Origin of the sequence: Streptomyces sp. NPDC003247 (assembly GCF_042888135.1) — a bacterium.
In the GTDB taxonomy this organism is placed as follows: Bacteria; Actinomycetota; Actinomycetes; order Streptomycetales; family Streptomycetaceae; genus Streptomyces.
The window spans coordinates 300,114-322,971 of sequence record NZ_JBIAPF010000011.1; the positions used below are offsets into that span (position 1 = coordinate 300,114).

At 70.3% G+C, this 22,858-nt stretch carries 16 protein-coding genes and 2 pseudogenes; 9 read left to right on the forward strand and 9 right to left on the reverse strand.

What is annotated here, in order from left to right; all coding sequences use genetic code 11:
* Positions 1-110 precede the first annotated feature (110 nt).
* Positions 111-1,088, reverse strand: coding sequence for an ArsR/SmtB family transcription factor (locus ACFYWQ_RS33005; RefSeq protein WP_389521573.1), 978 nt, complete (start codon positions 1,086-1,088; stop codon positions 111-113).
* Positions 1,089-1,255: 167 nt separating this feature from the next.
* Between ACFYWQ_RS33005 and ACFYWQ_RS33010 the strand changes: the two genes are divergently transcribed.
* Positions 1,256-2,605, forward strand: coding sequence for an MFS transporter (locus ACFYWQ_RS33010; protein WP_389521575.1), 1,350 nt, complete (start codon positions 1,256-1,258; stop codon positions 2,603-2,605).
* Here ACFYWQ_RS33010 and ACFYWQ_RS33015 read toward each other — a convergent pair.
* The gene (locus ACFYWQ_RS33015; protein WP_389521625.1) at positions 2,586-3,053 is read right to left on the reverse strand and encodes a MarR family winged helix-turn-helix transcriptional regulator; all 468 of its coding nucleotides are present in this window, start codon (positions 3,051-3,053) and stop codon (positions 2,586-2,588) included. The genes ACFYWQ_RS33010 and ACFYWQ_RS33015 overlap by 20 nt on opposite strands.
* Positions 3,054-3,407: 354 nt before the next feature.
* Here ACFYWQ_RS33015 and ACFYWQ_RS33020 point away from each other — a divergent pair, with 354 nt between their 5' ends.
* The 6 genes from ACFYWQ_RS33020 to ACFYWQ_RS33045 all read left to right on the forward strand — a co-directional run bounded on the left by ACFYWQ_RS33020 (position 3,408) and on the right by ACFYWQ_RS33045 (position 12,168).
* Positions 3,408-4,550: a M20/M25/M40 family metallo-hydrolase gene (locus tag ACFYWQ_RS33020; protein WP_389521626.1), complete on the forward strand. Its 1,143-nt coding sequence runs from the start codon at positions 3,408-3,410 to the stop codon at positions 4,548-4,550.
* 113 nt (positions 4,551-4,663) lie between these two features.
* Entirely contained in the window at positions 4,664-5,212 is a 549-nt protein-coding gene (locus ACFYWQ_RS33025; RefSeq protein ID WP_389521628.1) for a hypothetical protein, read from the forward strand.
* A 272-nt stretch (positions 5,213-5,484) separates the two neighbouring features.
* Positions 5,485-5,859, forward strand: a complete 375-nt coding sequence (locus ACFYWQ_RS33030; RefSeq protein ID WP_389521577.1) for a CU044_2847 family protein — start codon at positions 5,485-5,487, stop codon at positions 5,857-5,859.
* Positions 5,860-6,185: 326 nt separating this feature from the next.
* On the forward strand, positions 6,186-10,397 hold the full coding sequence (locus ACFYWQ_RS33035) for a trypsin-like peptidase domain-containing protein (RefSeq protein ID WP_389521579.1): 4,212 nt from the start codon (positions 6,186-6,188) through the stop codon (positions 10,395-10,397).
* Between the two features lie 309 nt (positions 10,398-10,706).
* Positions 10,707-11,051 carry a hypothetical protein gene (locus ACFYWQ_RS33040; protein ID WP_389521630.1) on the forward strand — a complete coding sequence of 115 codons (345 nt, stop codon included), beginning with the start codon at positions 10,707-10,709 and terminating at the stop codon, positions 11,049-11,051.
* A gap of 64 nt (positions 11,052-11,115) precedes the next feature.
* The gene (locus tag ACFYWQ_RS33045; RefSeq protein ID WP_389521581.1) at positions 11,116-12,168 is read left to right on the forward strand and encodes a hypothetical protein; all 1,053 of its coding nucleotides are present in this window, start codon (positions 11,116-11,118) and stop codon (positions 12,166-12,168) included.
* Between the two features lie 86 nt (positions 12,169-12,254).
* Here ACFYWQ_RS33045 and ACFYWQ_RS33050 read toward each other — a convergent pair whose 3' ends face one another.
* The 3 genes from ACFYWQ_RS33050 to ACFYWQ_RS33060 are packed head-to-tail and all read right to left on the reverse strand — an operon-like array spanning position 12,255 to position 13,286.
* On the reverse strand, positions 12,255-12,650 hold the full coding sequence (locus ACFYWQ_RS33050; protein ID WP_389521583.1) for a hypothetical protein: 396 nt from the start codon (positions 12,648-12,650) through the stop codon (positions 12,255-12,257).
* Complete coding sequence (locus ACFYWQ_RS33055) at positions 12,647-12,982, reverse strand: hypothetical protein (protein WP_389521585.1); 336 nt, start codon at positions 12,980-12,982, stop codon at positions 12,647-12,649. The genes ACFYWQ_RS33050 and ACFYWQ_RS33055 overlap by 4 nt, the downstream gene beginning before the upstream one ends.
* Positions 12,966-13,286 carry a hypothetical protein gene (locus ACFYWQ_RS33060; RefSeq protein WP_389521587.1) on the reverse strand — a complete coding sequence of 107 codons (321 nt, stop codon included), beginning with the start codon at positions 13,284-13,286 and terminating at the stop codon, positions 12,966-12,968. The genes ACFYWQ_RS33055 and ACFYWQ_RS33060 overlap by 17 nt, the downstream gene beginning before the upstream one ends.
* 488 nt (positions 13,287-13,774) lie before the next feature.
* On the opposite strand from ACFYWQ_RS33060, the gene ACFYWQ_RS33065 reads away from it, so the two are divergent.
* Positions 13,775-14,500 (forward strand): pentapeptide repeat-containing protein, encoded by a 726-nt coding sequence (locus ACFYWQ_RS33065; RefSeq protein WP_389521588.1) that lies wholly within the window; start codon positions 13,775-13,777, stop codon positions 14,498-14,500.
* A 135-nt stretch (positions 14,501-14,635) separates the two neighbouring features.
* Here ACFYWQ_RS33065 and ACFYWQ_RS33070 read toward each other — a convergent pair.
* Positions 14,636-14,885: pseudogene (locus ACFYWQ_RS33070) on the reverse strand (NUDIX hydrolase); the annotation flags it as partial.
* A gap of 1 nt (position 14,886) precedes the next feature.
* Here ACFYWQ_RS33070 and ACFYWQ_RS33075 point away from each other — a divergent pair.
* Positions 14,887-15,270, forward strand: a pseudogene (locus ACFYWQ_RS33075) (tyrosine-type recombinase/integrase); the annotation flags it as partial.
* A 508-nt stretch (positions 15,271-15,778) separates the two neighbouring features.
* Here ACFYWQ_RS33075 and ACFYWQ_RS33080 read toward each other — a convergent pair.
* From ACFYWQ_RS33080 to ACFYWQ_RS33090, 3 genes are all read right to left on the reverse strand, one after another.
* A complete protein-coding gene (locus tag ACFYWQ_RS33080; RefSeq protein WP_389521590.1) occupies positions 15,779-17,122 on the reverse strand; it encodes a hypothetical protein in 1,344 nt (447 codons plus the stop codon).
* Between the two features lie 81 nt (positions 17,123-17,203).
* On the reverse strand, positions 17,204-18,046 hold the full coding sequence (locus ACFYWQ_RS33085) for a hypothetical protein (RefSeq protein ID WP_389521592.1): 843 nt from the start codon (positions 18,044-18,046) through the stop codon (positions 17,204-17,206).
* Positions 18,043-22,626: an AAA domain-containing protein gene (locus ACFYWQ_RS33090; protein ID WP_389521594.1), complete on the reverse strand. Its 4,584-nt coding sequence runs from the start codon at positions 22,624-22,626 to the stop codon at positions 18,043-18,045. The genes ACFYWQ_RS33085 and ACFYWQ_RS33090 overlap by 4 nt, the downstream gene beginning before the upstream one ends.
* Positions 22,627-22,858: the final 232 nt, after the last annotated feature.

The following is a 22,858-nucleotide window of genomic DNA, read 5'->3' on the forward strand; positions in this document are numbered from 1 at the left end:
CGGGAGTGGCGAGCCGGGGCAGCCGGACGGGAGTGGCGAGCCGGGGTGGCCGGACGGGCGTGGTGAGCCGGGGTGGCCGGACGGCAGGTGACGGGGCCGGGACCGGGGGCTCACGGGGTTCTTCGGCGAGCCCCCGCCAGCGCCTCGCCCGCCGCCGTCCGCGAGTACAGCACCGAGCGGCCCGCCCGCCGCCGTTCCACCAGGCCCGCGTCCAGCAGGACCCGCAGGTGCCGTCCCACCGAGCCGAGCCCCTGCCCGGTCAGGGCGACCAGCTGGGTCGTGCTCAGCGGGCCCTCGCCGAGGAGGGTCAGGACACCCGCCCTGGCCGGCCCGAGAAGGGCGCTCAGGGCGGCGGGCACGGCCCGCTCCCGGTGGTCCTCGGCGAGGACGCCCGTACAGGGGTAGACGACGGCGTACCGCTCCCTCCCGTCCTCCCACGACACCCACCCCGTCCGCGGGGTCACCGGCACGAAGAGCAGCTCGGCCCCCGAGACCTCCCTCGGCGGATACGCGTGCGGGTTGACCTGGAACCGGTTCTCCCCGAGCCACCGCGTCCCCGGCCGCAACGAGTCCAGCACCGCCGCCCACCCGCCCCGGCCGACCCGCGCGGTCCGCGCGGCCACATCGGCCTCCAGCACCCGGCGCCGCCGTTCCCAGGAAGGCCGTACGGCGGCGTCCCAGACGTACTCCAGGAGCCGGGCCGCCCGCTCGGCCAGGTCGTCCCGGTCCAGGGCCGGCGGCAGCTCCCCGGCGAGGGAGACCCGCAGGTGCGCCCGCACGTCGGCGGGGCGCGCCGCGCGCACCCGGGTGACGGCCTCGTCGAACCGCTCGCCGTCGCGCGGCGTGGGGGTGAGGAAGTCCGCGATCCAGTTCCGTCCGAGTCCGGCCCGGATCAGGGACGCGGTCACGGGATCGGCGGCCAGCCGCTCCCGGTACCCCGGCAGATGCGCCCGCAGCCACGCGTCCTCCCCGGGATGCGCGGCCACCCCCGTGTGCAGCAGCTTCACAGCCGCGAAGGTCTCGGCGAACGCGGAGACCACGAACCGGCTGCCCGCCAGCGTGTCGGCGTTCACCTGCCACCAGCCCATGAACCGGCCCCCTCCTGCCCGTACGACCCGCGCCTCGCCCCGGTCTCTCGCCCGGACCCCGTGCCCCGGCCCTTCGGTCCGACCCCTCGCCGGGACCTTTCGCCCTGACCTTTCGCGCGCCCGCGAAACAATAACGACCGGCCGGGTCCCCGCCCGAGACTCCGCGTATGACCAGCTACCGACAGCTCTTCACGACACCGGAGTTCAGGCCTCTCCTCCTCTCCTCCGCCGCGCACACCGCCGCCCAGACGGCCGCGGGCCTCGCCCTCGCCACGCTGGTCTACCGGGCGACGGACTCCCCGCTCCTCGCGGCGGTCAGCATGTTCGGCCCCTCCCTCGCCCAGGTCCTCGGCGCGACCCTCTTCCTCTCGGGTGCCGACCGGCTGCCCCCGAGGGCCGCCCTCGCCGGTCTCTCCGTCGCCTTCGCCGCCGCCACGGCCGTACTGGCCGTCCCCGGCCTCCCGGTCGTCGCCGTCTTCGCCGTGGTCCTCGCCCAGGGCCTGGTCGCGGCCCTCGGCGGCGGTGTCCGCTGGGGCCTGCTGAACGAGATCCTGCCCGCGGACGGCTACCTGCCCGGCCGGGCGGTGTTCAACATGATGAGCGGCCTCACGCAGATCGCCGGCTACGCCACCGGCGGCGCCCTGCTCACCGCCCTCTCCCCGCACCGGGTCCTCCTCCTGGCCGCCCTCCTGTACGTGACCGCCGGCGCCACCGCCCGCCTGGGCCTGACCGTCCGTCCGCCCCGGGCCGCCGGCCGCCCCTCGGTCGCGGCGACCCGGCGCACCAACGCCCTCCTGTGGTCCTCCCGCCCGCGCCGCCTGCTCTACCTGGGCCTGTGGCTCCCCAACGGCCTGGTCGTCGGCTGCGAGGCCCTCTTCGTGCCGTACGCCCCCGGCGCCGCGGGCACCCTGTTCGCGTGCGCGGCGCTGGGCATGCTGGCCGGCGACCTCACCGTCGGCCGTCTGCTCCCGCCCGCCGTACGCGCCCGCCTGGCGACCCCCCTGCTGCTGCTCCTGGCCACGCCGTACGCCTTCTTCGCCCTGCGCCCGGCCCCGCCGCTCGCGGCGGCCTGCGCCGCCCTCGCCTCCGTCGGCTTCGGCGCGGGCCTGGTGCAGCAGGAGCGCCTGATGGCCCTCACCCCGCCCGCGCTCGGCGGCCATGCCCTGGGCCTGCACTCCGCCGGCATGCTCACCCTGCAAGGGATCGCCGCGGCCCTGGCGGGCGGGGCGGCCCAACTCACCTCACCGGCGACGGCGATGAGCCTGATGGCGCTCGCCTCGATCACGGTGACGGTGACACTGGCGTTCGCGGGCCGTGGTGGCCGTGGTGGTCGCGATGGCGGTGGTGGCCGCGATGGCCGCGACAACGGCCGACCGCACGTCCCGGACCACACGGGCGATCCGAGCCCTACGGCCCCTACGGCCCCTACGGCCCCTACGGCCCCTACGGCCCCTACGGAACCTGCGGCACGTACGAGCCCTACGGGTCCTACGAGCCCTACGAGCCCGAAGGGGTGACCTCGGGGCTGGTGGGGTCCGTGGGGTCGGTGAACACCTCGGGGACCTTGTTGTCGAGGACGACGCGGGAGAGCAGCGCGGCGAGCCGTTCGCGTTCGGTGCCGGTGAGTCCCTCCGGCAGGGCGGCGATCCGCCGGCGCGTCGCGTCGTAGAACTCCTGGGCCAGCCGGGCCCCTTCCTCCGTGAGCCCGACGCGCACCGCCCGCCCGTCCCGCGGGTCGCCCTCGCGCCGCACCAGACCGCGCTGCACGGTCCGGTCCACCAGCCCGGTCAGACTGGACTTGGCGAGTCCCAGCAACTCCCCGAGGTCGCTCATGCCGTACGGCTGAGGCATGAGGACGCACAGCAGCTGGCCCTGCTGGGGGGTGATGCCGAACGCCCGACTCGACTCGGCGTACACGGCGTTCACCAGGAACGTCGACCGCACCAGCGCGGTCACGACGCCCATCTGCTCACCTGCGGCTCTGCCCATACGGGAAGCGTAACCGGGCGCGTGTGCCGGTCCCGCACACGCGTGTGCGGGAGTGAAGGGCGGTCGGGGGAGGTCGGGTGAGGTCGGGTGAGGCCGGGCACATGGTCGCGGGCTCTCCCTCTCCGCTCGGCCCGGGCAGCAGCCTCCCCCCGGCCGTCTCGACCCGGTCGCCAGGCAGGCGGGAGTTCGACGACAGGGCCTAGCGTCGGAAGCGGGGCGGTGGCGCCCGGCGCGGGGGAGCGGGCGCCGCCTCCCTCGGGCCACGGGACCCGGCACCCCCGGACGTCAGGGGCGGGGAAGGGAGACGAGGACCTCATGCTGTTGCCGACGATGCTCGCGGACCTGGAGGAACTGGTCCGTTGCGAATCCTTCTCGGCCGACCACACGGCGGTGGCGCGCAGCGCCGAGGTGGTCGGTGCCCTCGGCGCGAGACTCCTGGGCGCCGAACCGGAGACGCTCGTCGTCGACGGGGTCACCCACCTGCGGTGGACCTTCGGCACCCCGCGCGTGCTGCTGATCGGTCACCACGACACGGTGTGGCCCCTCGGCTCGCTCCGCTCCCGCCCCTGGTCGGTGACCGACGGGATCGCCCGCGGACCCGGGGTCCTGGACATGAAGGCGGGCCTGGTGCAGATGTTCCACGCCCTGGCCTCGCTGCCCTCCCCGGAGGGGGTGTGCGTCCTGGTCAACGGGGACGAGGAGGTCGGTTCCCCGACCTCCCGGCACCTCGTCGAGGAGACCGCGCGGCGCTGCGCCGCCGCCTTCGTGCTGGAGGCGGCGGCCGACGCCGAGGGCACCCTCAAGACGGCACGCAAGGGCACCTCGCGGTACGAGGTGGTGGTCCACGGCAGGGCCGCGCACGCCGGCCAGGAACCCGACAAGGGCGTGAACGCCGCCGTCGAGGCCGCCCACCAGGTGCTGGCCCTGACCGAGCTGGGGTCGGCGGTGGGCGCGGCCGCCACCCACCCCGTACTGGGTGCGGCGACGGTCACCCCGACCCTGCTGTCGGCCGGCAGCTCCCGCAACACGGTGCCCGCCCTGGCGCGGGTGTCGGTGGACGTCCGCGTACCGACGGAGGCGGCGCAGCACCGCGTCGACGAGCTCGTACGGGCCCTCGCCCCCCGTACGCCCGGAGCACGCCTGGAGATCCGCGGCGGCGCCGGACGGCCGCCCCTGTCACCGCACTCCTCCGCCGCCCTCTTCGCCCTCGCCCGCCGCGTGGCCGAGGACCTCGGCCAGGAACCCCCGGGGAACAGCGCGGTCGGCGGCGCCTCCGACGGCAACGACACCGCCGCGGCGGGCTGCCTCACCCTGGACGGCCTGGGCGCCGTCGGCGGAGGCGCCCACGCGGACACCGAGCACGTCGACACCACGCGGATGATCCCCCGCACCCGCCTGCTCGCGGGCCTGATCGCCCGGGCCGTGACCCTCGACCACCTCGACCGCCCCACGGCCGACACCCCGCCGCCCTAGGCTGCCGACCACCGAGGCGGAAGGAGCGGACTGACGTGAGCGACGACGGGCGGGACGCGGCCGAGGTGCGGGACCTGGACGGGGCCCGGGACCCGGCCGGGGTGCGGCGCGTGGTGACCTGCTCGGCCGGCGCGGAGCGCCCCCTTTTCTTCCTCGACGTCGACGGGCCGCTCATCCCGTTCGGCACGCCGTCCGGTCGGCCGCGCGGGACCCCCGCCGCTGCCGCCCCTCCCACGGCGTCCCCCGGCCCGCAGAACCCCCTGCTGGAGCGCCTCGACCCCGCCGTCGGTCCACGCCTGCTGGCGCTGGGGTGCGACCTGGTGTGGGCCACGACCTGGATGGACGACGCGAACGAGGCCGTCGCCCCGCGCATCGGCCTGCCGCCCCTGCCCGTCGTCAGGTGGCCGGAGACGCCCACCGACGCGGGTCCGCGCGGCCTGCACTGGAAGACCTCCCGCATCGTCGAGTGGGCCGGCGCCCGCCCGTTCATCTGGGCCGACGACGAGATCGGCCCGGTGGATCGCCTCTGGGTCTCCGGCCGGCACGAGGGCCGGTCACTGCTGCGCCGCGTCGACCCGGCCGAAGGCCTCACGGACGCCGACTTCGCCGCCTTCACGCGCTGGCTCCGGTCCGTGACGTCCGACGGGCCCGGAGCGCCGTAGGGGTGCCGGGCCGGGGCCCTGGCCGGTCTCACCGCCGCTCCGGATCACCGACTCCGCCGCGGCACGGCATCGCACGACCCGCACCACCTCGGACAACGTGATCTTCAGTGTTCGCTCCGGCGACCTGGTGAACCCCGGTGGTCGCCGCACCTCCACGGGATCGCCACACGGCATTGGTGAACACCCGCTGACGCGTGCGCAGTTGAGGTACAGGATGGACAGTGTGGGACAGCGCACCGACAGTGTGCGGGCGTGAACGAAGGGGGGAAGCGGTGGCCTATCTCGTGGAAGTGCCGGTCAGCGGGGCGGACGGGGCGTCGGAGGTGGTGAAGGTCCAGATCGAGGCGAACGGTGACGGTTTGGTCAGGGTCGCCAGACCGGGGCAGGTCGTCGCGCGGGCCACTCGCTCGTTGGGCGAGATGGTGGCCGCGGTCAGACCGGTCGCCCAGAACTTCGTCGACGGCTTCCGGGACATGGCCCGCGCGCCCGACGAGATCAGCGTCGAGTTCGGGCTGGCCCTGTCGGCCGAAGCCGATGTGGTGATCTCGAGCACCTCGGCGCAGGCCAACTTCAAGGTCGCGCTCGTCTGGCACAAGCCCGCCGTTGAACCCGCGGGCGCCGCGACGAGAGACGAGCCCACGCCGTGACGGCGACCGAGCCGGGCCGGGCGACGCCCGACCCCTCCGGTTCCGGCGCCTCGGCGGCTGATTCCCAGGGGCCCGAGGCAGCTCCTTCTCCGGGGCCTGAGGCTGTCGAGCCTCCGGGACCTGAGGCGGCTCCTTCTCCGGGGCCTGAAGGTGCCGAGTCTCCGGGGCCCGAGGCTGTCGAGCCTCCGGGGCCTGAGGCTGTCGAGCCTCCGGGGCCCGAGGCCGTTGCTTCTTCGGAGCCCGAGGCGGTCGCTTCTCCGGCGCCTGCGGCTCCCGGCCACGCTTCCGCCCCCGCCGACGCGGGCCTCCACGCCCTGGACGCGGCCGTGCTCCAGATCCGGGACCGGCGGGGCGAGCCGGTGGGGCTCGGCTTCCTGGTCACCGACGAGCTGGCCCTGACCTGCGCGCATGTCGTCGACGCCGCGCTCGGTACGGCCCCGGGGACCGAGCCCGCCGACCACGCCCGGATCGAGGTGGCGCTCCCCCTGCTCCGGTCCCCGGCCGGAAGCACGCCGGACAGTGCCGCGGCCGGCGCGCCGCACGTCACGGCGAGGGTCGAGCACCGGGTTCCCCCGCAGCCGTCCGGCGCCGGAGACGTGGCCGTGCTGCGTCTGAGCGCCGTGGTGCCGGGCAGCCGGCCCGTCCGCCTGGTGGACGAACCGGATGTGTGGCAGCACCCCGCACGGGTGTTCGGTTTTCCCGTGGGGCGCCCCGGCGGTGTGTGGCACTCGGCCCTGCTCCGCGCGCGGCAGGCCGACGGCTGGATCCAGGCCGATCTGGCGGAGGGCGGCTACCGGGTGTCCGGCGGCTTCAGCGGCAGCCCGGTGTGGGACGAGGAACTCAAGGGCGTCGTCGGCATGATGGCGCTGGCCGAGGAGGGCGAGCCCCCGGCGAGCTATCTGATCCCGGCGGCCGGTCTGCTGGACGCCTGGCCCGCACTGCGGCCCCTGGTGCTGCCGCCGTCACCGTTCCGGCGGCTGTCGGCGTTCGAGGAGGCCGACGCCGCGGTCTTCCACGGCCGTGTGGCGGAGTCCGACGCGGTCGCCCGGATGGTCGCCGCCGAGCGCTGGACCGCGATCGTGGGCCCCTCCGGCTCGGGCAAGTCCTCCCTGGCCCGGGCCGGGGTCGTACCGAGGCTGCGGCCGGACGGCACCTCGGTGATCGTGCTGCGGCCCTCGGCGGGCAGCACCCCGACGGCCGGCCTGGCCCTGGAGCTGCTGTCGCTGCTGGAGCCCGGCCTGTCCGAGACGGACCGGCTCGACCGCGTCCCCACGCTCACCCGGGTCCTGGCCAGGGAGCACGGCCTGGCCGACGCCGTCCCGCGGCTGCTGAAGCGGCAGGGGAGCCGGCGGCTGCTGGTCGTGATCGACCAGTTCGAGGAACTGCTCGCGCGCGACGCGGCGGCCGTCGACGATCTGGCCGGGGTGCTGTTCGACGAGACCCTGCCGGACACGGTCCGCGTCCTGACCACCCTGCGGGCCGACTTCCTGGGCGCAGTCCTCGCCCACCCGCGCCTCGGGCACGCGTTCGACGGGCGGCGGGCGTACGCCCTCGGCCCGATGCACACCGACCAGCTCCGTGACATCGTCACCCTGCCGGTGGACGCCGTCCCCGGCGTGCACTACGAGCCCCACCTGGTCGACCGCATCCTCGAGGACACCGGAGCCGAACCCGGTGCGCTGCCCCTGCTCGGCTTCGCCCTCGACCAGCTCTGGCGGGAGCAGCAGCAGACCCACGGACGGCTCACCCACGCGGCGTACGAGAAGATCGGAGGCGTCGCCGGCGCCCTGCACGACCACCTCGTCAAGGTCTGGGCCACCCGTGTCCCGGAGTCCGACGAGGAGGCGGCGCGCCGGCTGTTCACCCAGCTCATCCGCGTCCCCCTGGAATCGGCCGGTGTCACCCGGCGGGTCGTCACGCGCACCGAACTGGACGCAGCGGAATGGCGCGTCGCGCAACGGCTCGCCACCACCCGCCTGCTGGTCACCGGCCGCGACGCCGACGGCACCGAGACCGTCGAACTGGCCCACGAGGCCCTCATCTCCAGCTGGGACAAACTGGCGGGCTGGGCCGCGGAGGACCGTTCCTTCCTGGTCTGGCGGGAGTCCCTGCACCACGACCGGCGCCGCTGGGACGACGGCGGACGCTCACCCGAACTGCTGCCCACCGCCGCCGCCCTGGCGACCGCCCGGCCCTGGCTGGACGACCGGGGAGCCGAACTCACCGCCGCCGAGCACGAGTACCTGGACCTCGGCCGCGCACATCACCGCACCCGCACCCGCAGGCGCCGGGCGCTCCGGTCCGGCTTCGGCATCCTCGCCGTGCTCGCGTTGCTGCTCGGCACGCTGTTCGCGTACACGCGACAGGAGAGCGAGGAACGCCGGGCGCTCGCCGACTCCCGTTCCCTGACCCAGTTCTCGCAGGACCAGGCGGACTTCGACCCGGTGCTGTCGGTGAAGCTGGCGCTCGCGGCGTACGAGACCGCGCCCACGCAGGAGGCGCGCAGCCAGCTGCTGCGGCAGTACCTGGCCTTCTCGGGCTCCACCCGTGTGCTCTCCGGCCTGCTGGGGACGGTCGAGCAGTTCCAGACCAGCCGGGACGGCGACGTCGTCTTCGCCCGGTCGACGCTGGGCCGCGCGACGCTCTTCACGCGCTCCCTCACCGGCACCGTGCGCAGCGAACAGTTCTCCCGCAAGGCGGTGATCAAGGTCATGGTGTCGCCCGACGGCAGCCGTGCCGCGTTCATCTGCGACGACGAGACGGCCGGCTGGTTCGAGGTGCACCCGGACGCCGACCGGCTCATCGGCACGGTGCACGAACTGCCCGCGGTGGAGGACCTGCTCGTCTACACCTTCGAGAACAGGAACGGGTTCGCGATGTCCACGGACGGACGGATCGTCGCCGCCCGCACGGAGGACGGCCTGGTCTGGTGGGACCTGGACCGCGGCACCGTCGGCGGCACGGTTCCCGCGCCGGCGGACACGAGCGGCAAACTGTGGATCGGCCCGGGCGGCCGGAGCCTGCTGGTGGAGACCTCCGCCTACGACGGGGACGACTACCGCGTCGGCCTGGCCGAGGTCGACCTGGCCACCGGCAGGACCCGGACCGTCGTGCGCGACGCCGACGAGGTCCTGGTCTCGGGCGACCGGTCGTCCGTCGTCGTCTGCCACAGAGGCGACTCCGCCGCGTCGTACACCCTGCGGCGGATCTCCGACGGCGCCCAGCAGGGGCGTCGCTACGACGGGGAGGACTACAGCAGCTGCGAGACCGAGGGCGTCGACCCGACCGGGCGTCGCATCGCCACGGCCGACGGGGACACCCTGTCGCTGGTGGACCTCTCCCAGGGCGAGCTGATCAGCCAGGCCACCCAGCTCGGCGAGGTCACGGCGACCGCGTGGGACCTCGTGTCCAGCGGCGGCTCACTGTACGTCGCCGGACACGGCGACTCGCTGATCAACTTCGTCGAACTGCCCGACGAGCGCAACTTCTTCCACGTGAGCGAACAGAAGCTCAGCGCGGACGGCGGCGAGATGATCAGCCTCGTGGACGACGGCGCGAGCCTCCAGGTCCACTCCGTGAAGGCCACCGCGGTCGACCCGCCGATGGCCGAGGCGAGCCGCCCGCGACCGTACTGGTACCCCGAGGGCTACCAGCTCGTGCTCAACCCGGACCGGACCCTCCTGGCCGACTGGGACACGGAGAACACCCTCTCCGTCCGGAAGGTGTCCACACTGGCGAGGACGGCCCGGATCACCGTCCCCAAACCGCCGTCCACCTCCGACTTCCACTACTTCTTCGACCGGAACGGACACCTCGTGACCGTCTCCGGGACGACGGTGCAGCAGTGGGACGCGCGCACGGGCGAGGAACTCGCCCAGTTCGACATCAAGACGCTCATCGCCAAGAGCCCCGGCGCGGAGACCCCGGCGTCGACGCACGTCGCCCTCTACCCCGGGGACAACCAGGTGGCCGTGCTCCTCTGGGGCGACCGCACGGTCCGTGTCGTCGACCTCGGGACGGGACGCACGACGACGACCGTGAAGGTGCCCGAGGACGCCGTCGCCACGCAGTTCGACCCCAGCGGACGCTACTTCGCCGTCCTGCGCAGCGGTGGCATCGTGGAACTGTGGCGACGCGACCCGCTGCACAAGGAACTGGGCCCGCTGCGCAGCGTCTCCGAGGACTCCGCGACGCCGTACGTGGCCGGATTCATCGACGGGGAGGGCGGCTTCGCCGTGGCCGCGAACAGCTCCGTACGCATCTACGAGGTCGGCAGCAGCGTCTCCCGCGAGTCGTACGACTTCGGGCGCGCGCCCTCCGACGGCATCCTGTCGGACGGCTCGTACGTCTTCCGGGACATGACCCCGGACGGCAAGAACGTGATCTACCAGGACGCGAACAACGGCGGCGGACCCCTGCGCCTCGACCCCGCGCAGTGGCGGCGCGAACTGTGCGACCTGATCGGCGACCAGCCGTTCACCGCCGAGGAGAGAGCCGGCTTTCCGGTGCGGGTGCCGAGTCGACCGCTGTGCCGTTGACCGCTGTGTCGTTGACCGAGGTGTCCCTGAGCGCGGCGCTCCGGCCGTGGCGTCGGGCGCGGCGCGGCTTCGGAACGCTCCGGCCGTGGCGTCGGGCGCGGCGCGGCTTCGGAGTGCCGACGGAGTGCCGTCGTGCCACGCTGGGACGAGAGTTCGATCCGGTCCGGGACGCTCTGCCGACCGGACGGCCCTGCCACCCCCAGGGAGCCCGACGTGTCCACTGACGCCACCCGACCCAGATGGGCCGACGCCGACCCGCGCCCGTGGCATGGGCCCACGTCCGGTACCACCGTCTTCGCCGCGGCATTGATGATCTTCGGTGGGGTGATGGCGGTCTTCGAGGGGATCGCGGCCATCGCCCAGGACGACCTGTTCGTCGCCGTGCGCCACTACGTGTTCGAGTTCAGCCTGACGGGCTGGGGCTGGGTCCACCTGATCCTGGGCATCGTCGTCGTCCTCGCGGGGTGCGCCGTGCTCAGCGGAGCGCTGTGGGCGCGCTTCTTCGGCGTGTTCGTGGCGGGGCTGGGCGCGCTCGCCAACTTCCTGTGGGTGCCGTACTACCCCCTGTGGGCCTTGACGCTGGTGGCCGTCAACGTCTTCGTCATCTGGGCACTGTGCGCGGGGATGCACAGAGAGGCCGGCGACGGCGCGTAGCGCGCGCGTCAGGAGGTCCGGACCGGACGGCCCGTCAGCGCCGCGTCGAGGGGAGGCGGAAGCCATGCCGTCCACCAGGAATACGTTTCTGGATGCCGACAAGGACGTGGCCGGATACACCAGGTCGTCGTGGTGGCAGCGCACCGTTGCGCACGTGGCGGAACTCCAGTGTCAGCTCAACCGCATCAAGTCGCTCAAACCGCACGGGTTCGAGCCGCACGAGGAAGAGATCGCGAACAAGATCGAGACTCACCTCAACGCGGCACGGCAGGCGGCCGATCGCAAAAAGAACCCTTGGTCCATGATCTCCGGGTCGGACATCGATCGGGCATTGGCCAACATTCACCGGGCGGAAGCGAAGATTCTTCGCCTCACACCCGAGAACGAGCTGGGTGAATTGGGGCCGTTCGTGCTGGCGAACGCCCGGCAGCATCTCGGCGACGAAGATCCTCGGCGTGTCAAACTGGAAGAGCTGCTCCAGGCCAACGGTCACCGGCTCAGCAAGGAAATGCGTGAACTCGCCGTCACGACGCTGCTGGCCGCTCAGACGGCGGAGGAGCAGGAGCGGGCGAGGGCCCGGAGTTTCCGGAACATCCTGATGGCGTCCGTGGTCGCCACGGCGGTGATCGCCGGGATGTTCATTTTATGGGGCTTCTTGTCCCCGTCGTCGATCGCGTCGAACATCTGCTTCACCCCGGATCCGGTCAAGCCGCAAGTGTGCCCGATCGGCACCACGGAAACCGGCCAGGACATGCTGATCGTGATGGCGTTCGGTTCGGCCGCGGCGGCTTTCGCGGCGGCGGTGTCCCTGAAGGGAATCCAGGGAACCTCCACTCCGTATTCGGTCCCCTTGCTGCTGGTGCTCCTCCGGATCCCGGTGGGAGCCTTGGCCGCCCTGATGGGTCTCGTCCTGATACACGGCGGATTCATCCCAGGCCTTTCGAACCTGGACAGCGGGCCTCAGATCATCGCGTGGGCCATCATCTTCGGCATATTGCAGGAGAGCGTCACGCGACTGGTGGACCGCCAGGGCAAGGACGTCCTGAACAACGTGCGTGGACCCGAACGCGAATTCCAGACGGGTTCGAGCGGGGCGTCGGAGGTGCGCGATAACTGAGCCGACGCAGTGGCGCCCGCTGGAGCCGGTCCGGGTGCCGGGCCGGGCGGGGAGGGGCCGCCCGGCCCGGCCGTTCCGCGTCGGGCTCAGCTCGCGGTGCAGGAGATCCTGGCGGCGTCGGCCGCCATGCGGACGCCGCTGGTCGCCTCCTGGCCCCGGTCGTGCAGCTTCAGGGTCAGGAGTCCGGCGGTGATCCGCACGCTCGGCCCGTCCACCCAGTCGCCGATGGCGGTGCGGGAGGGGAAGCGGTCGGCGTCGGGGGCGGCCGGGCGGCCTCCGGGGCCGGTGCCGTCGGGGCGGCGGGCGGCCGGGCGGGAGCCGGCGGTGGAGTCGGCGCCTCCGATGAGTCCGCCGGCCGGCCTGCTCCCGGTGCCGTCGGGCGCCGGCCGCTCGGGACCCGGCGCCGGAGGGAGCGTGCGGCGGCCGGTGTTGCGTGCTGGCGGTGGCTGGGGTTGCTGTACTTCGTTGCTGCACCGCGTCACAGATCCACTCGGAACTCCGTCTCCCGACTCCCCTGCCGCATCACGACGTGGGCCGGCCTGAACGGCAGACTGCGAAGGGCTGGCTCCATCACCTTGAAGAGAGCTTCCGCATCGGCCCCGTAGGCGTACAGCACGGCTTCGCCTCCGCCGAACTCGTTCCCGTCCACCTCGCCGACTCCCGCCTCTTGGACAGCGGCCGCCATCGTGCGCTCAGCGTCGAAGACGGCCTCACGCTCGGCACGCGAGCCGTACTGGTCATCACTCAGACGGTAGCGAGCGATGACGGCTTCTTCTGGTGTCTCGGGTTCGGGGAGATCAAACAGCGTGTCCATGCGGGCACGATCCCACCAGCCTCTGACAACGCGTCTGCACCGTGCCCGCCGCTGAGCTCGACGCCGCACGCTTTCCAACTGTGGTGGCGGGTTGCAGTGCAGGGTGCAGGGTGCAGGGGCGTTTACCTGCGTTCATGGGCGGCTGGTCGGCGGGCTGGTCCCCGCCCGGTCCCGTCCGATCGGCCGCGAACGGTGGCAAAACCCGGGATCGGCCGCCCGGCTGGATGAGCAGGACGGCTTCGCCCTCTTCAGCGCCCATGCCGCCGGTCTCGTAGTCGTCGTAAGACAGGAAGAGGTACGCCATGCGCCGCTCCTCGCCGGGCTCCCCGGGGACGGGGAACTGCCCGATGAAGTCCAGTGGCTCCCCCGTGCTGGGGCGCACCGGCCAGAAGGGCTCGTCCAGCCATACGGGGGCACCGCCCAGCTTGGCGACGGGCTCGGTGATGGGCTCCTCGGCCGGGTGGAACGTCATCTCGAACCGGGGGAGGTAGCCGGCATCGTACGGCCCTGCGGCCCCGCCTCAGTGACGTGGGTCAACCGGCCGTAGTCCTCGGCTGATCGTTCGTTGGGGTTCGGTGCTGACCGGTGCTGACCGGTGCTGTCCGGGGCTGTTGGTGTCAGGCGGTGGTGTCAGCCACCACAGGCGCACTTGACAAGATCCGCTGCTGTTGCGCTCCCGGTGGTTGCCCTCAGGAGCTGGCACGTCTCGGCGAGCATCACCAGTCGGTGCGAGCACCACCCCTTCATCCGATTGGCTCGTTGCAAGAAGGAAGTGCCCGGTGATGGATCAAGGTGCCTGACCGTCTCGTTGAAGGGAAGACCATGGGTGGTGTTGGCCCGGCACAATTGGCCGCTGTAATCGCCTTGATCGGCATCGGAGTCGCACTGGCGATCTACGGGTGGCGCATGGCCAAAGGGCCAGAAGGGACGACAGCACGAGTGGAGGTCCTTTCCGGTATGGGAGGTGGCCTGATCACGGGCTTCGCCGTTGGGCTGAGTGTGTTGTTTCTGGAACGTGGGTTTGTGGCTGCACAGGAGCGAGCAGTTTGGCGCGCCAATGTGGAGATCGCCGAGAGCATTCCCGGATTTACCCCTGGGCGGCGTTCACTGGAGGGGATGCACTTCACTGCCAAAAAGTTGAAGGGAGCCAATTTTACTGGTCTCGATCTGAGGGGCATGAGCTTCCGTGACGCTGAACTGCTGGGTGCCGACTTTGACAACGCTGACTTGCGTGGAGCTGACTTCACGGGCGCCAACCTTGAAACGGCCAGCTTTCGAAGAGCCGACCTTTCCGACGCCCTGCTGCTCAGCGCAAATCTCGGCCGCGCGGAGATGAGGAGCGTCAAGGCGATGAATCGTACGCAGGCAAACAAGAAAACATGCTGGCCTCCCAAACTGTTCCAAGAGCGGACAGATCTCGAAGGCCAGGTCAGGGCGATGGACTGGTTCGATGAAAATGGCGAGACCGTTAAAAGTAAGGGAGGCAAAGGGCCATGCCCCGATTGGGCTACTGGCTGACGTTTCCCAGCTTTCGCGTTCCGTCCGAGGTGACGTCGGGAGAAACTCCCTACGCGGGCGCTCCGTTCGGTGATCGACGGCTGGCACCCTCGATGCAGTCCTGTCTCAACCTCGCCCGACGACGGTCAGCCACCGTCATCGGGCGAGTGGCTGCCTGTCATCGTGGCTTCGCACGTGGAGGCCGTTGCCGTCCAGAGCGTCCATGAGTCGGACCGCGAAGACTTCGGTATGCGGTCGCTGACCTCGTCGGGTGTAAGCCAGGAGACGGCGTGGATTCGGTAGAGGTGCGTTCGGCGCCGCCGGAGGGCTTGCAGCGGAAGACGTGGGCGACGACGCCGCGAGTCATGTTCTTGTAGACGCCGGTGAGTTCGTCGACCTCGACGTGGCTTTGCATCGCGCACCTTTGTCGGCACCGCATGCGGCAGGCGGCTGCGCGCGCCAGGGCGGGGGAGAGATGGCAGAACTCGGACTACGTCTTCGCCACCCGCACCGTCCGCCCCGTCGAGCCGCGCAACCACCACCGCTCCTCCACCCGCGTCGCCCAGTCCGCCGGCCTCCGCGTGATCCGGCTCCACGACGCCCGCCGCCACGGCACCGCAACCCGCCTCACGGCGGCCGGAGCGGCGCCCCGAGTCGTGATGGAGGTCCTGGGGCACTCGCAGATCAGCATCACCATGGACGTCTACACCCACGTCGTCCAAGACACCCAGCGCGAGGCCATGAGCCACATGGACCGGCTGCTGCGGAAGCGGCGCCCCGGTCGTCAGTGACCGTCGCCGTTGATGTCAGATCTGGATGTCAGAAGGGGGCCACCTCCGAAATTTCGGAGGTGGCCCCCTTCTGAACTGGTGCCCCCGGCAGGATTCGAACCTGCGATACCCGCTTTAGGGCTTTTCTCTGGGCGGGGCTGTGACCTGCGGAAACGTCCACCGCGTGGTGCCTGGCCTGGGGAAATACCCCTCCGTAGTTCTCACGTGTTCACGGCGCTTCCCGGCCTGATGTGTGCTGAATCCGTTCCGTGTGGGCACCGCTTGGACGGCATGGAGTCCAGGCTTGGTTCGGTGGTAGCGTTACGGATCCACTCACTCGGCTCAGCTGGGCCGACATCCAGCGTCCGGGGTGCGGCGACGGCTCCTCAGTTAGATGCATAGCCCTGTGGGATGCCAAGGCGTGAGCCCCGTGCCGGTGCTCGTGAGCCTGTTCCGTGGGTCGAAATCAGACTCACGAGCTGCGCCCATGAAAGGGCCGAGTGACGCCTGTGCCTACGTGCAACGTGGACTAATCGCGCAGCAGGCGCATAGCCAGTACGGAACCGTCCGGATGTATGGAGATGGGACCGTTCCAGCGTGGTGCCCAGGCGTCGCGTGGCCATGTGGACCGGCGGGCGTAGATTTCCCGGCGGTACTGTTCCACCCGTCCTTCCTCAAGGCGGCGGAAGAGATCCTCCGCGGCTCCGGAGAACGCCTCGACTCGCTTCCGGTTGAGCCGGAAGACGTGGTCGGTGCCGACGAAGTCGATGCCGAAGAACCGGTGCCGTGCATCCTGGACGCTGTCCGTGGCCGCGTGCGTAAAGCCTGCGAAGTGTCGTTGCCCTTGTCGTTTCGTCAGGTACGGGACGGTCGCACTTGTGTCTCCGGCGAAGGCCGTAAGACCGGCTGCGGCTGTGCGGGCAAGCACGTGTTGAAACCACCCGTAAAGTTCGGGACTCACGTGATAGCCGGGTTCGGGCCCCGAGGGCTTGTCGCTTTGCGCCGGTGGCTGGATGCCGGGATACACGTTCTCGTCCTCCAACGCGTGATCAAGAATGCGCTCCGGAGCGTCCAGCCAACCCCCTTCTCCGCCCGCCTCCAGGGTGTGAACCGTCAGCGGGCCGTCGAGTGGGAGTTCTGTGCTGAACACCAGACACGGTGTCTCGTCCCATGCCCCGATGTGCACTGCCTCCACGTGGGCGGAAGCCGAGGCAAGCTGAGTATGAGAGGCGGAGAGCCCGCTGTGGTTGCCTTTGCACGCGATCGGGAAGACGCGAGAGGGCTCGCCGGGCATCCACACCTCGGCGAAGAACTGCGGTCGGTATCGGTAACCCGACTTCTGACCAGAGTCCCTGCTGGTCAGGGCCCACCCTGCGCGCAGAGCTGTGTCAGCCGGCACGATAGAGACGAAGTGGTTCGGATAGCGCCTGCTTAGGAGCCGTGTAGCGAGCGCCAGCGCGAAACCGGTGCCGAGTTCTCCTGACTGAAGCGCCTTGTAATACTCTGCGGTCTCCTTGCCCTCGGTGGAGAGCGCCATGAAGGAGTCCGAGTTCCCGGTCAGAGCTTGGTTGTACTTCAGGCAGCCCCAGTGTTCGGCGAGGCCGCGTCCCGCTCCGCGCCGTGCCAAGGTGATTGCCCGTCCAAGAGAGTGCAGCACACTCCAGGGTGTGAGCTGCGTGAGTCGGCCAAGATCCTTTGCAGCTATGGGGGCCAGCCCAGGCTTCCGGCGAAGCCGATCGAGCTCCTTCTCCTCTCTTTGCTTGTCGTCGTCCGCCGCCGCGGTGCTCACGTCCCCGGCCAGTTCCGGGTTCGAGTGGACCGCGACGTTGGACGGCTCCGCAAGGTCTCTCAGCACTTCTGCCGTGATCTTCAATCTGCTCCCCCTCGTGATCCGATGTGCTTGGATTGGGCACTGTGGCCCGGCAGCCACGCCGCAGATTTGTTGTGTGTCGGCCTATGGGTCGGCTTCGGGCTGGCTGGCCGCGAGGTCGTTGAGGGCGCCGTTCACGACGTACCAGGACACGGTGAGCGTGTCGCGGTCGGGAGTATGCGCCTCGCGGAACTCACGCCGTGGGTGAACGAAATTGCGGTACTTGCAAACGGCCTGGCTGAAGCGCTCCATGTCGACGTCGATCCAGCCCGCCTGGTGGCAGATGTCGATGAGGGCCTTGAGGCCGATGAAATTAGGGTCCTTGTTACTCAGCAGGGAGACGTCGCGCTCCTCGATCACCGTAAGCAGGACGCCTTCGAGGAGGCTGCCCAGCATGATGATGGCCGCGACATGCGCGCCGTTGGCGTAACACGTACGGGCTTCGTCCAGTCGGCGCTGGAGCAGTGCGGCCATCCGTGGTTCACGGATGATCTCGGCCATCGTGGCCTTGAGCTCGACCGGCGCCTGCTGGCCGGGGTGCGCCATGGCCGGGTCGCAGACAACGATCCTGGGTCGGCCGCCCGGATTCTCCAAGCGGAAACCCTCGTGGACGAGGAAGGTGTTGACTGCGCTGACGACGGTCGGAAGGACATCGGGTTCGTCAAGGTACTCGCGTGCGTCCGCGAGTCTGACCAGTACGTTCTCCAGCTCGGTGGGGCTATCACGACGAGCAGTGAGGAGCTGGAGAGTCCACTCGCCCCGGTACTCGCCGTCGTACTCGGGCACATTGAGCCACCCGGCGTTCTCCAGGAACTGGGCGATCTCGAACCCTCTGCGGTAGTAGAGGTGGTCGTCACCGCAGATGATGCGGGCCAGCTCCTTCAAGGTGTTGCCGTCGAGCGGGCCCAGAACGGCTTCTTGCGTCATGCTGCGTCGTCCTCTGCGGTGTCGTCGTCGATTCGGTCGTCGGTCTGTTCATCCCCGGTGTCCTCGTCGGCGGCGAGCCCGTCGTCCGAGGAGAGGTCGAGCGGCTTCCACGCGGCTTGGGAGCCGGCTGCCTGGGCGGCTGGAGCGGAGTGCGCGTAGCTGGCGGGGCGGATCTCCTGGCGGTCGAGTTCCTCCCACAGGCCGTCGAGCGCCGCGTCGGGATCGAAGCGGAATTCGCTCTCCCGTATCCGCCAGAACTCCCAGCCCACGCGCTTCAGTTCGCGGTCCCGCCGCTGGTCGTTCTCGATCTGCTCCCGTGTGGCGTGGTGGAAGGCGTCGCCATCGCACTCCACGGCGAGACGGCCGCGTGCCCCCACGACCACCAAGTCAATGCGCTTGCTGCCGGCCGGGAACTGCGGGATCACGTGGTAGCCCCGCTTCTTGATCTCCAGATACACCTGCTGTTCGAAGAGCGAGTCGAAGGGAGCCCTGCGGATATCCGGTAGCACCGGTCCGATGTCGTCAGCGGCTTCCAGCGCGGCGGGTGGGTTCTCCATGTATGTCAGGAGGTTGAGCCGTAGGTCGTGCGGCTTGAGACGGTCCGGCGGGACCGAGTAGAAGAGCCACATCTGATCCTGGGCCCTGCTGGCGGCGACGTTGTACGCCTGCTGCTCGCTCTTGTTCCCGCCCGCTGCGCGCGGCGGGTTCGTCACGACCATGGACAGCAGGATCACGTGACGCTCGTCGCCCTGGAAGGAGGCCGCGTTGCCGACACGGATCCGGTGACGCTCGCGCACGGTGGCTGGCAGCCGCTTGATGAGGGACTCCAGGAGCTTGATCTGTCCGAAGCCCTGGAGCACGATCACGCCCATGGTCTTGTCCTGGTAGGCGGGGGCCTCGGCCAGACGGGCCAGGCAGTCGACGATCGCCTCGGCCTCCTTGGGGTTGTGGACGCGGCTTTCGCGGCCCGCGACCACGGCGCCCTCGACGAAGTGGGTACGCAGCGGGTCCAGCCGTTCGGCGCCGTACTGACGCAGGGGCAGAAGCTTGTTGTTGTAGAACGTGTTGGAGGACCAGTTGATGATCTCCGGCACACAGCGGAAGTGCTCTTCGAGGCGGATCACCTGTGGGAAGAAGGTGGACAGCAACTGGTACAGATTGGTGTGCGGCGTGTAGAGCTGGCGCAGTCGGCTGGGCATGTCCGGTAGATGGGCGGCCAGCTTGTCCTGGATGGCTTGGTGACGGCCGTTGCGTGTGAGGGCGGGCGCGCACTGTTTGTCGTCACCGACGACGATCACGCGGGGAGCCAGCCACAGGAGGAACAGTGCGTCCATGCCCGCCTGACTGGCCTCGTCCACGATGACGACGTCGAAGGCATCCCGCCTCGCCTGCACCATCTCGGCGACCTGAGGGATGGGCATGACCCACGCGGGCACCGCGTCCTGCGCCACGGACATCGCGTCGCGTGCCGCGGCTCTGAAGAGGCCCGTGTTCTTCCCCTTGCCCTTGCCGAGGGACGCCATGTGGGTCCGGTACGCCTGGAGCGCCGAGCGCTGTTGCTGCGTCATCCGCTCCAGGCAGTGCAACCGGCCCCAGGCCGCGGCGAGTTCACCGGTTACCTGTTCCAACCGGTCTTCGTGCTCGCTCAGGTCGCCTTCGAGCTTGCGCTCCAGACCGGGCGTGCGCTGCCTGTCCAGGAAATGTGAAGCCTTCGCCCACGCCCATGCCCGCTCCAGGGAGCCCAGCCGTTCCTCCCAGTCGGGATCGTCGGCGTTGTCGAGGAGGCGGCCCGCGAGCAGGGAGTGGCCGGCGCGCAGGGTGCCAAGCAGTTCGGTGCACCGACGCGTACGGTGCTCCCGCCGGTGCGCGGCCACCAGTGCCTCCAGGGACTCGGCATAAGCCTCCACGTCCTGGTCGCGGAGAGCCTGGGCCAGGGCCATGGACTCCGCGGTCAGCTGCGTGCCGCTTACGGGGGTACGAAGGAGTTCGTCCCACGCGGCCAACTGCGCAACGGCCTCGTCGGCGGCCCGTCGCCCACGGAGTGCGGCGACACCGGCGTTAAAGTCCTGCCACGCCTGGCAGGAGGCGATCGTCAGCCGTACCCCGTGACTCACGAGAAGCGCGTCGACACGGTCCCGGGCCGAGCCGAATGCCTGTATGTGCTCAAGGCGCTCGGCGCGTGCGGTCAGTTCGGCCAGCCGCACCTCCACGTCCCCCGGCGGGACGGCGGCGTTCACCTGCTGCCAGCGCGTGGCCGCGCCGGCGAGCGCAGAGTGCGCCCGGAGGTGGGCCAGCACGGCGTCCAGATCCTCAGTCGTCTGCGGTGTACGGCCGTCGACAGTGCAGCAGTCCAGCAACTCCTGGGCGTTCTTCTGCGCTTTGCCCGGGAACCGGGACCGCAGTGTCTTGCCTGTGGCCAGGTGGTTTCGGAGAGCTACACCGGCGTTTGTCAGCTGGCCTGCCTTCTGAGCGGTCAGGTCCTCGGGCATGGTCACCAGGCGCAGACCCAGCGCATCCACGTCCCCCGCAACCTCTCGGATGTCGTCGGTGACGGCTGCCACCCGCTGCCACAGTCCGAGGTCGGATCGGGAGAGCCGGTCCGTCAGCGCCCGGGTGATCCAGGAACCGAGATCCCAGCGTGTGGCGTCGGCAGGCATCCCGAGGTGATGAAGGGCCGTCTCGCAGGTATCGAGCAGCGAAGCCAGTTCGGAGGTCACGGATACGTCGAGATGGGCGAGTACGTTCCGGATCTCGACGGCCTCTGCGGACAGACCCTCATCGCTGAGGCGGCTGGCCGCGAACACGTCCGCGACTTGTCGGGGCGAAGGAAGATCGGCAGGCACGGGAAGCGCGCCGCCAGCCCGCGGTTCACCCGCGCCGTCACGCAGCAGGACGAGCAGTTCGTGGGCCTGCTCGGAGGCCAACGGCGGGACGTCCTCGGCGGTGTCGGGGAGGCGGCCGATCCATCCGAACTCCTCAGCGCCGGCATGGACCCGCTCCACGATCTCGGCGAGCGTTCCTGCGTATCCCGGCGCCACGCTCCGATGCCGGTACTCGGCCTCCCGAAGCGAGATCACTTGCTCAGTGAGCGTCTCGATCCGTCCCCGTGCCTCGTCCCGCTCGCCGGTGAGGCGGCGGATCTCAGCACGTAGTTCGGCGGGGTCACTGGTGGCCACTTGGTCGGTGAGTGCGTTGATGGTGCGCTCCAACTCGCCCTCGCTCTCGCCGCCGTGGCGAGTGGAGCTGAGGAGCAGGACGCACAAGTCCCGCACAGGGTGGGGAAGTTTGTCCCGCAACACGGTGAGGGGCTGGTCACGGGCGCTGGTGACGAGGACCCGTTGGCCCTGTGCGAGCAGTGCCGACACAAGGTTGGTGATTGTGTGGGTCTTGCCCGTCCCTGGCGGACCCTGGACCACCACACCGGTGTCGTGCTCCAGGCGCCCCAGCACGCTGCGCTGCTGAGCGTTCGTCTTGCCCGGGAAGAGTGGATCGTCACCGAAGAGCGGCGCCCTCTGGGTCCCGTCCCAGGTGGAACGGTCGGTGCTTTCGATGTTCATGGCCATCTGGGCCAGGCCCAGAGGTGCCCGGTTCTCCGAGGCCACCGTCTCGGCGATCTGGTCGTAGAACCGCAGCAGCGAGTTGAGGTTGCGCGGGCGCAGGACCAGGGCCGGTGCGTAGGTAAGACGCGCCCCCAGTTCAGGTGCGCGGGGTGGCTCCCACGCTGCGCTGAAGCCCATGGGCCGAGTGGTCGCCCGCTCCTGCCATTGCGCGAGTTGCTCCAGTGCCTCGGGCCCCAGCGGATCCATCCCGCGAGCCGTGATCTCCTCCGAGAGAGCGGCCCCGCGCTCGCGTACCCAACCATCATCACTGTCCAGGAAGTCCTGGTCTTCGAGACGTAGGGCGCTCTCCGGTGAGAGTTGCACCGTAAGCCGCGCCGTGCGGCGATCCACCGATGTCTCTACCCGATGGGTGAACAGATGGCGGTGCACTACGTCACCGTCCGGGGAGACCCAGGTCAAAAGCCCTATGCCCAGGCTGAGTTCCGTCTGGTCGTCCTCCCGGGCCAGCTTCTGGTGCCACGCGTACAGCCGGTCGTAGAGCTCGCGGAGATGTCGTTCCGCGCGCTCCCGCGCCGCCCACCGGCGCCAGCGATCCAGCCATGTTCCGTAGGCCCGTAGCACGTCACCGGCCTCTTCACGGCGCAGGGTGCCTTCCTCGGCCGACTGCTCCCTCTCGTCCGCGACGCGTACTAGCTCGCCCCCCGGTCCCTCTTCCGCAAGAGGCGGATCACCCGAATCGGGGTCGAGGCAGCGCGTCGGCTCGACCCAGCCGTCGAGCGAATCGGGCAGGTCCGGCGGCGCACTCTGCGGCACGTGGTCGAGCGTCAGCAGCACGCCGTCAGGGCGCGCTGCCGGCCTGCGGACAGGTTCCGGCAGCCTGGCCAGCCACAGGCGTTCACGGCTGCGGTCGTCGCGCTGTCGTTGGTGGCTGCTGTGGACCATGTCGCGTAGGAAGTTGACCAGCCCCGCTGTCTGCCCGATGACATCGGGATCACTCGCGTGGCGTCGCGGATCGTTCACCGTTCCCCTCTCGGCCGCTGACGAACGTTTCAGGATGAGGGTCGGTTGAGAGGACAACAACGAGCTCGGGGCACAATGACCGGATCCGTTTCACGGATTCGGCGCCATGCACGTCGCTGAATGGGCTGTTCGCGTACGGGCCGAAGGGTCTGGCTGGGTGCGCTTCGCAGTGCTTCCGTCAGGTGCCTCTACGCAGGTGGGAGGCGCTGCGGAGAGTCGTCGGGAGATACCG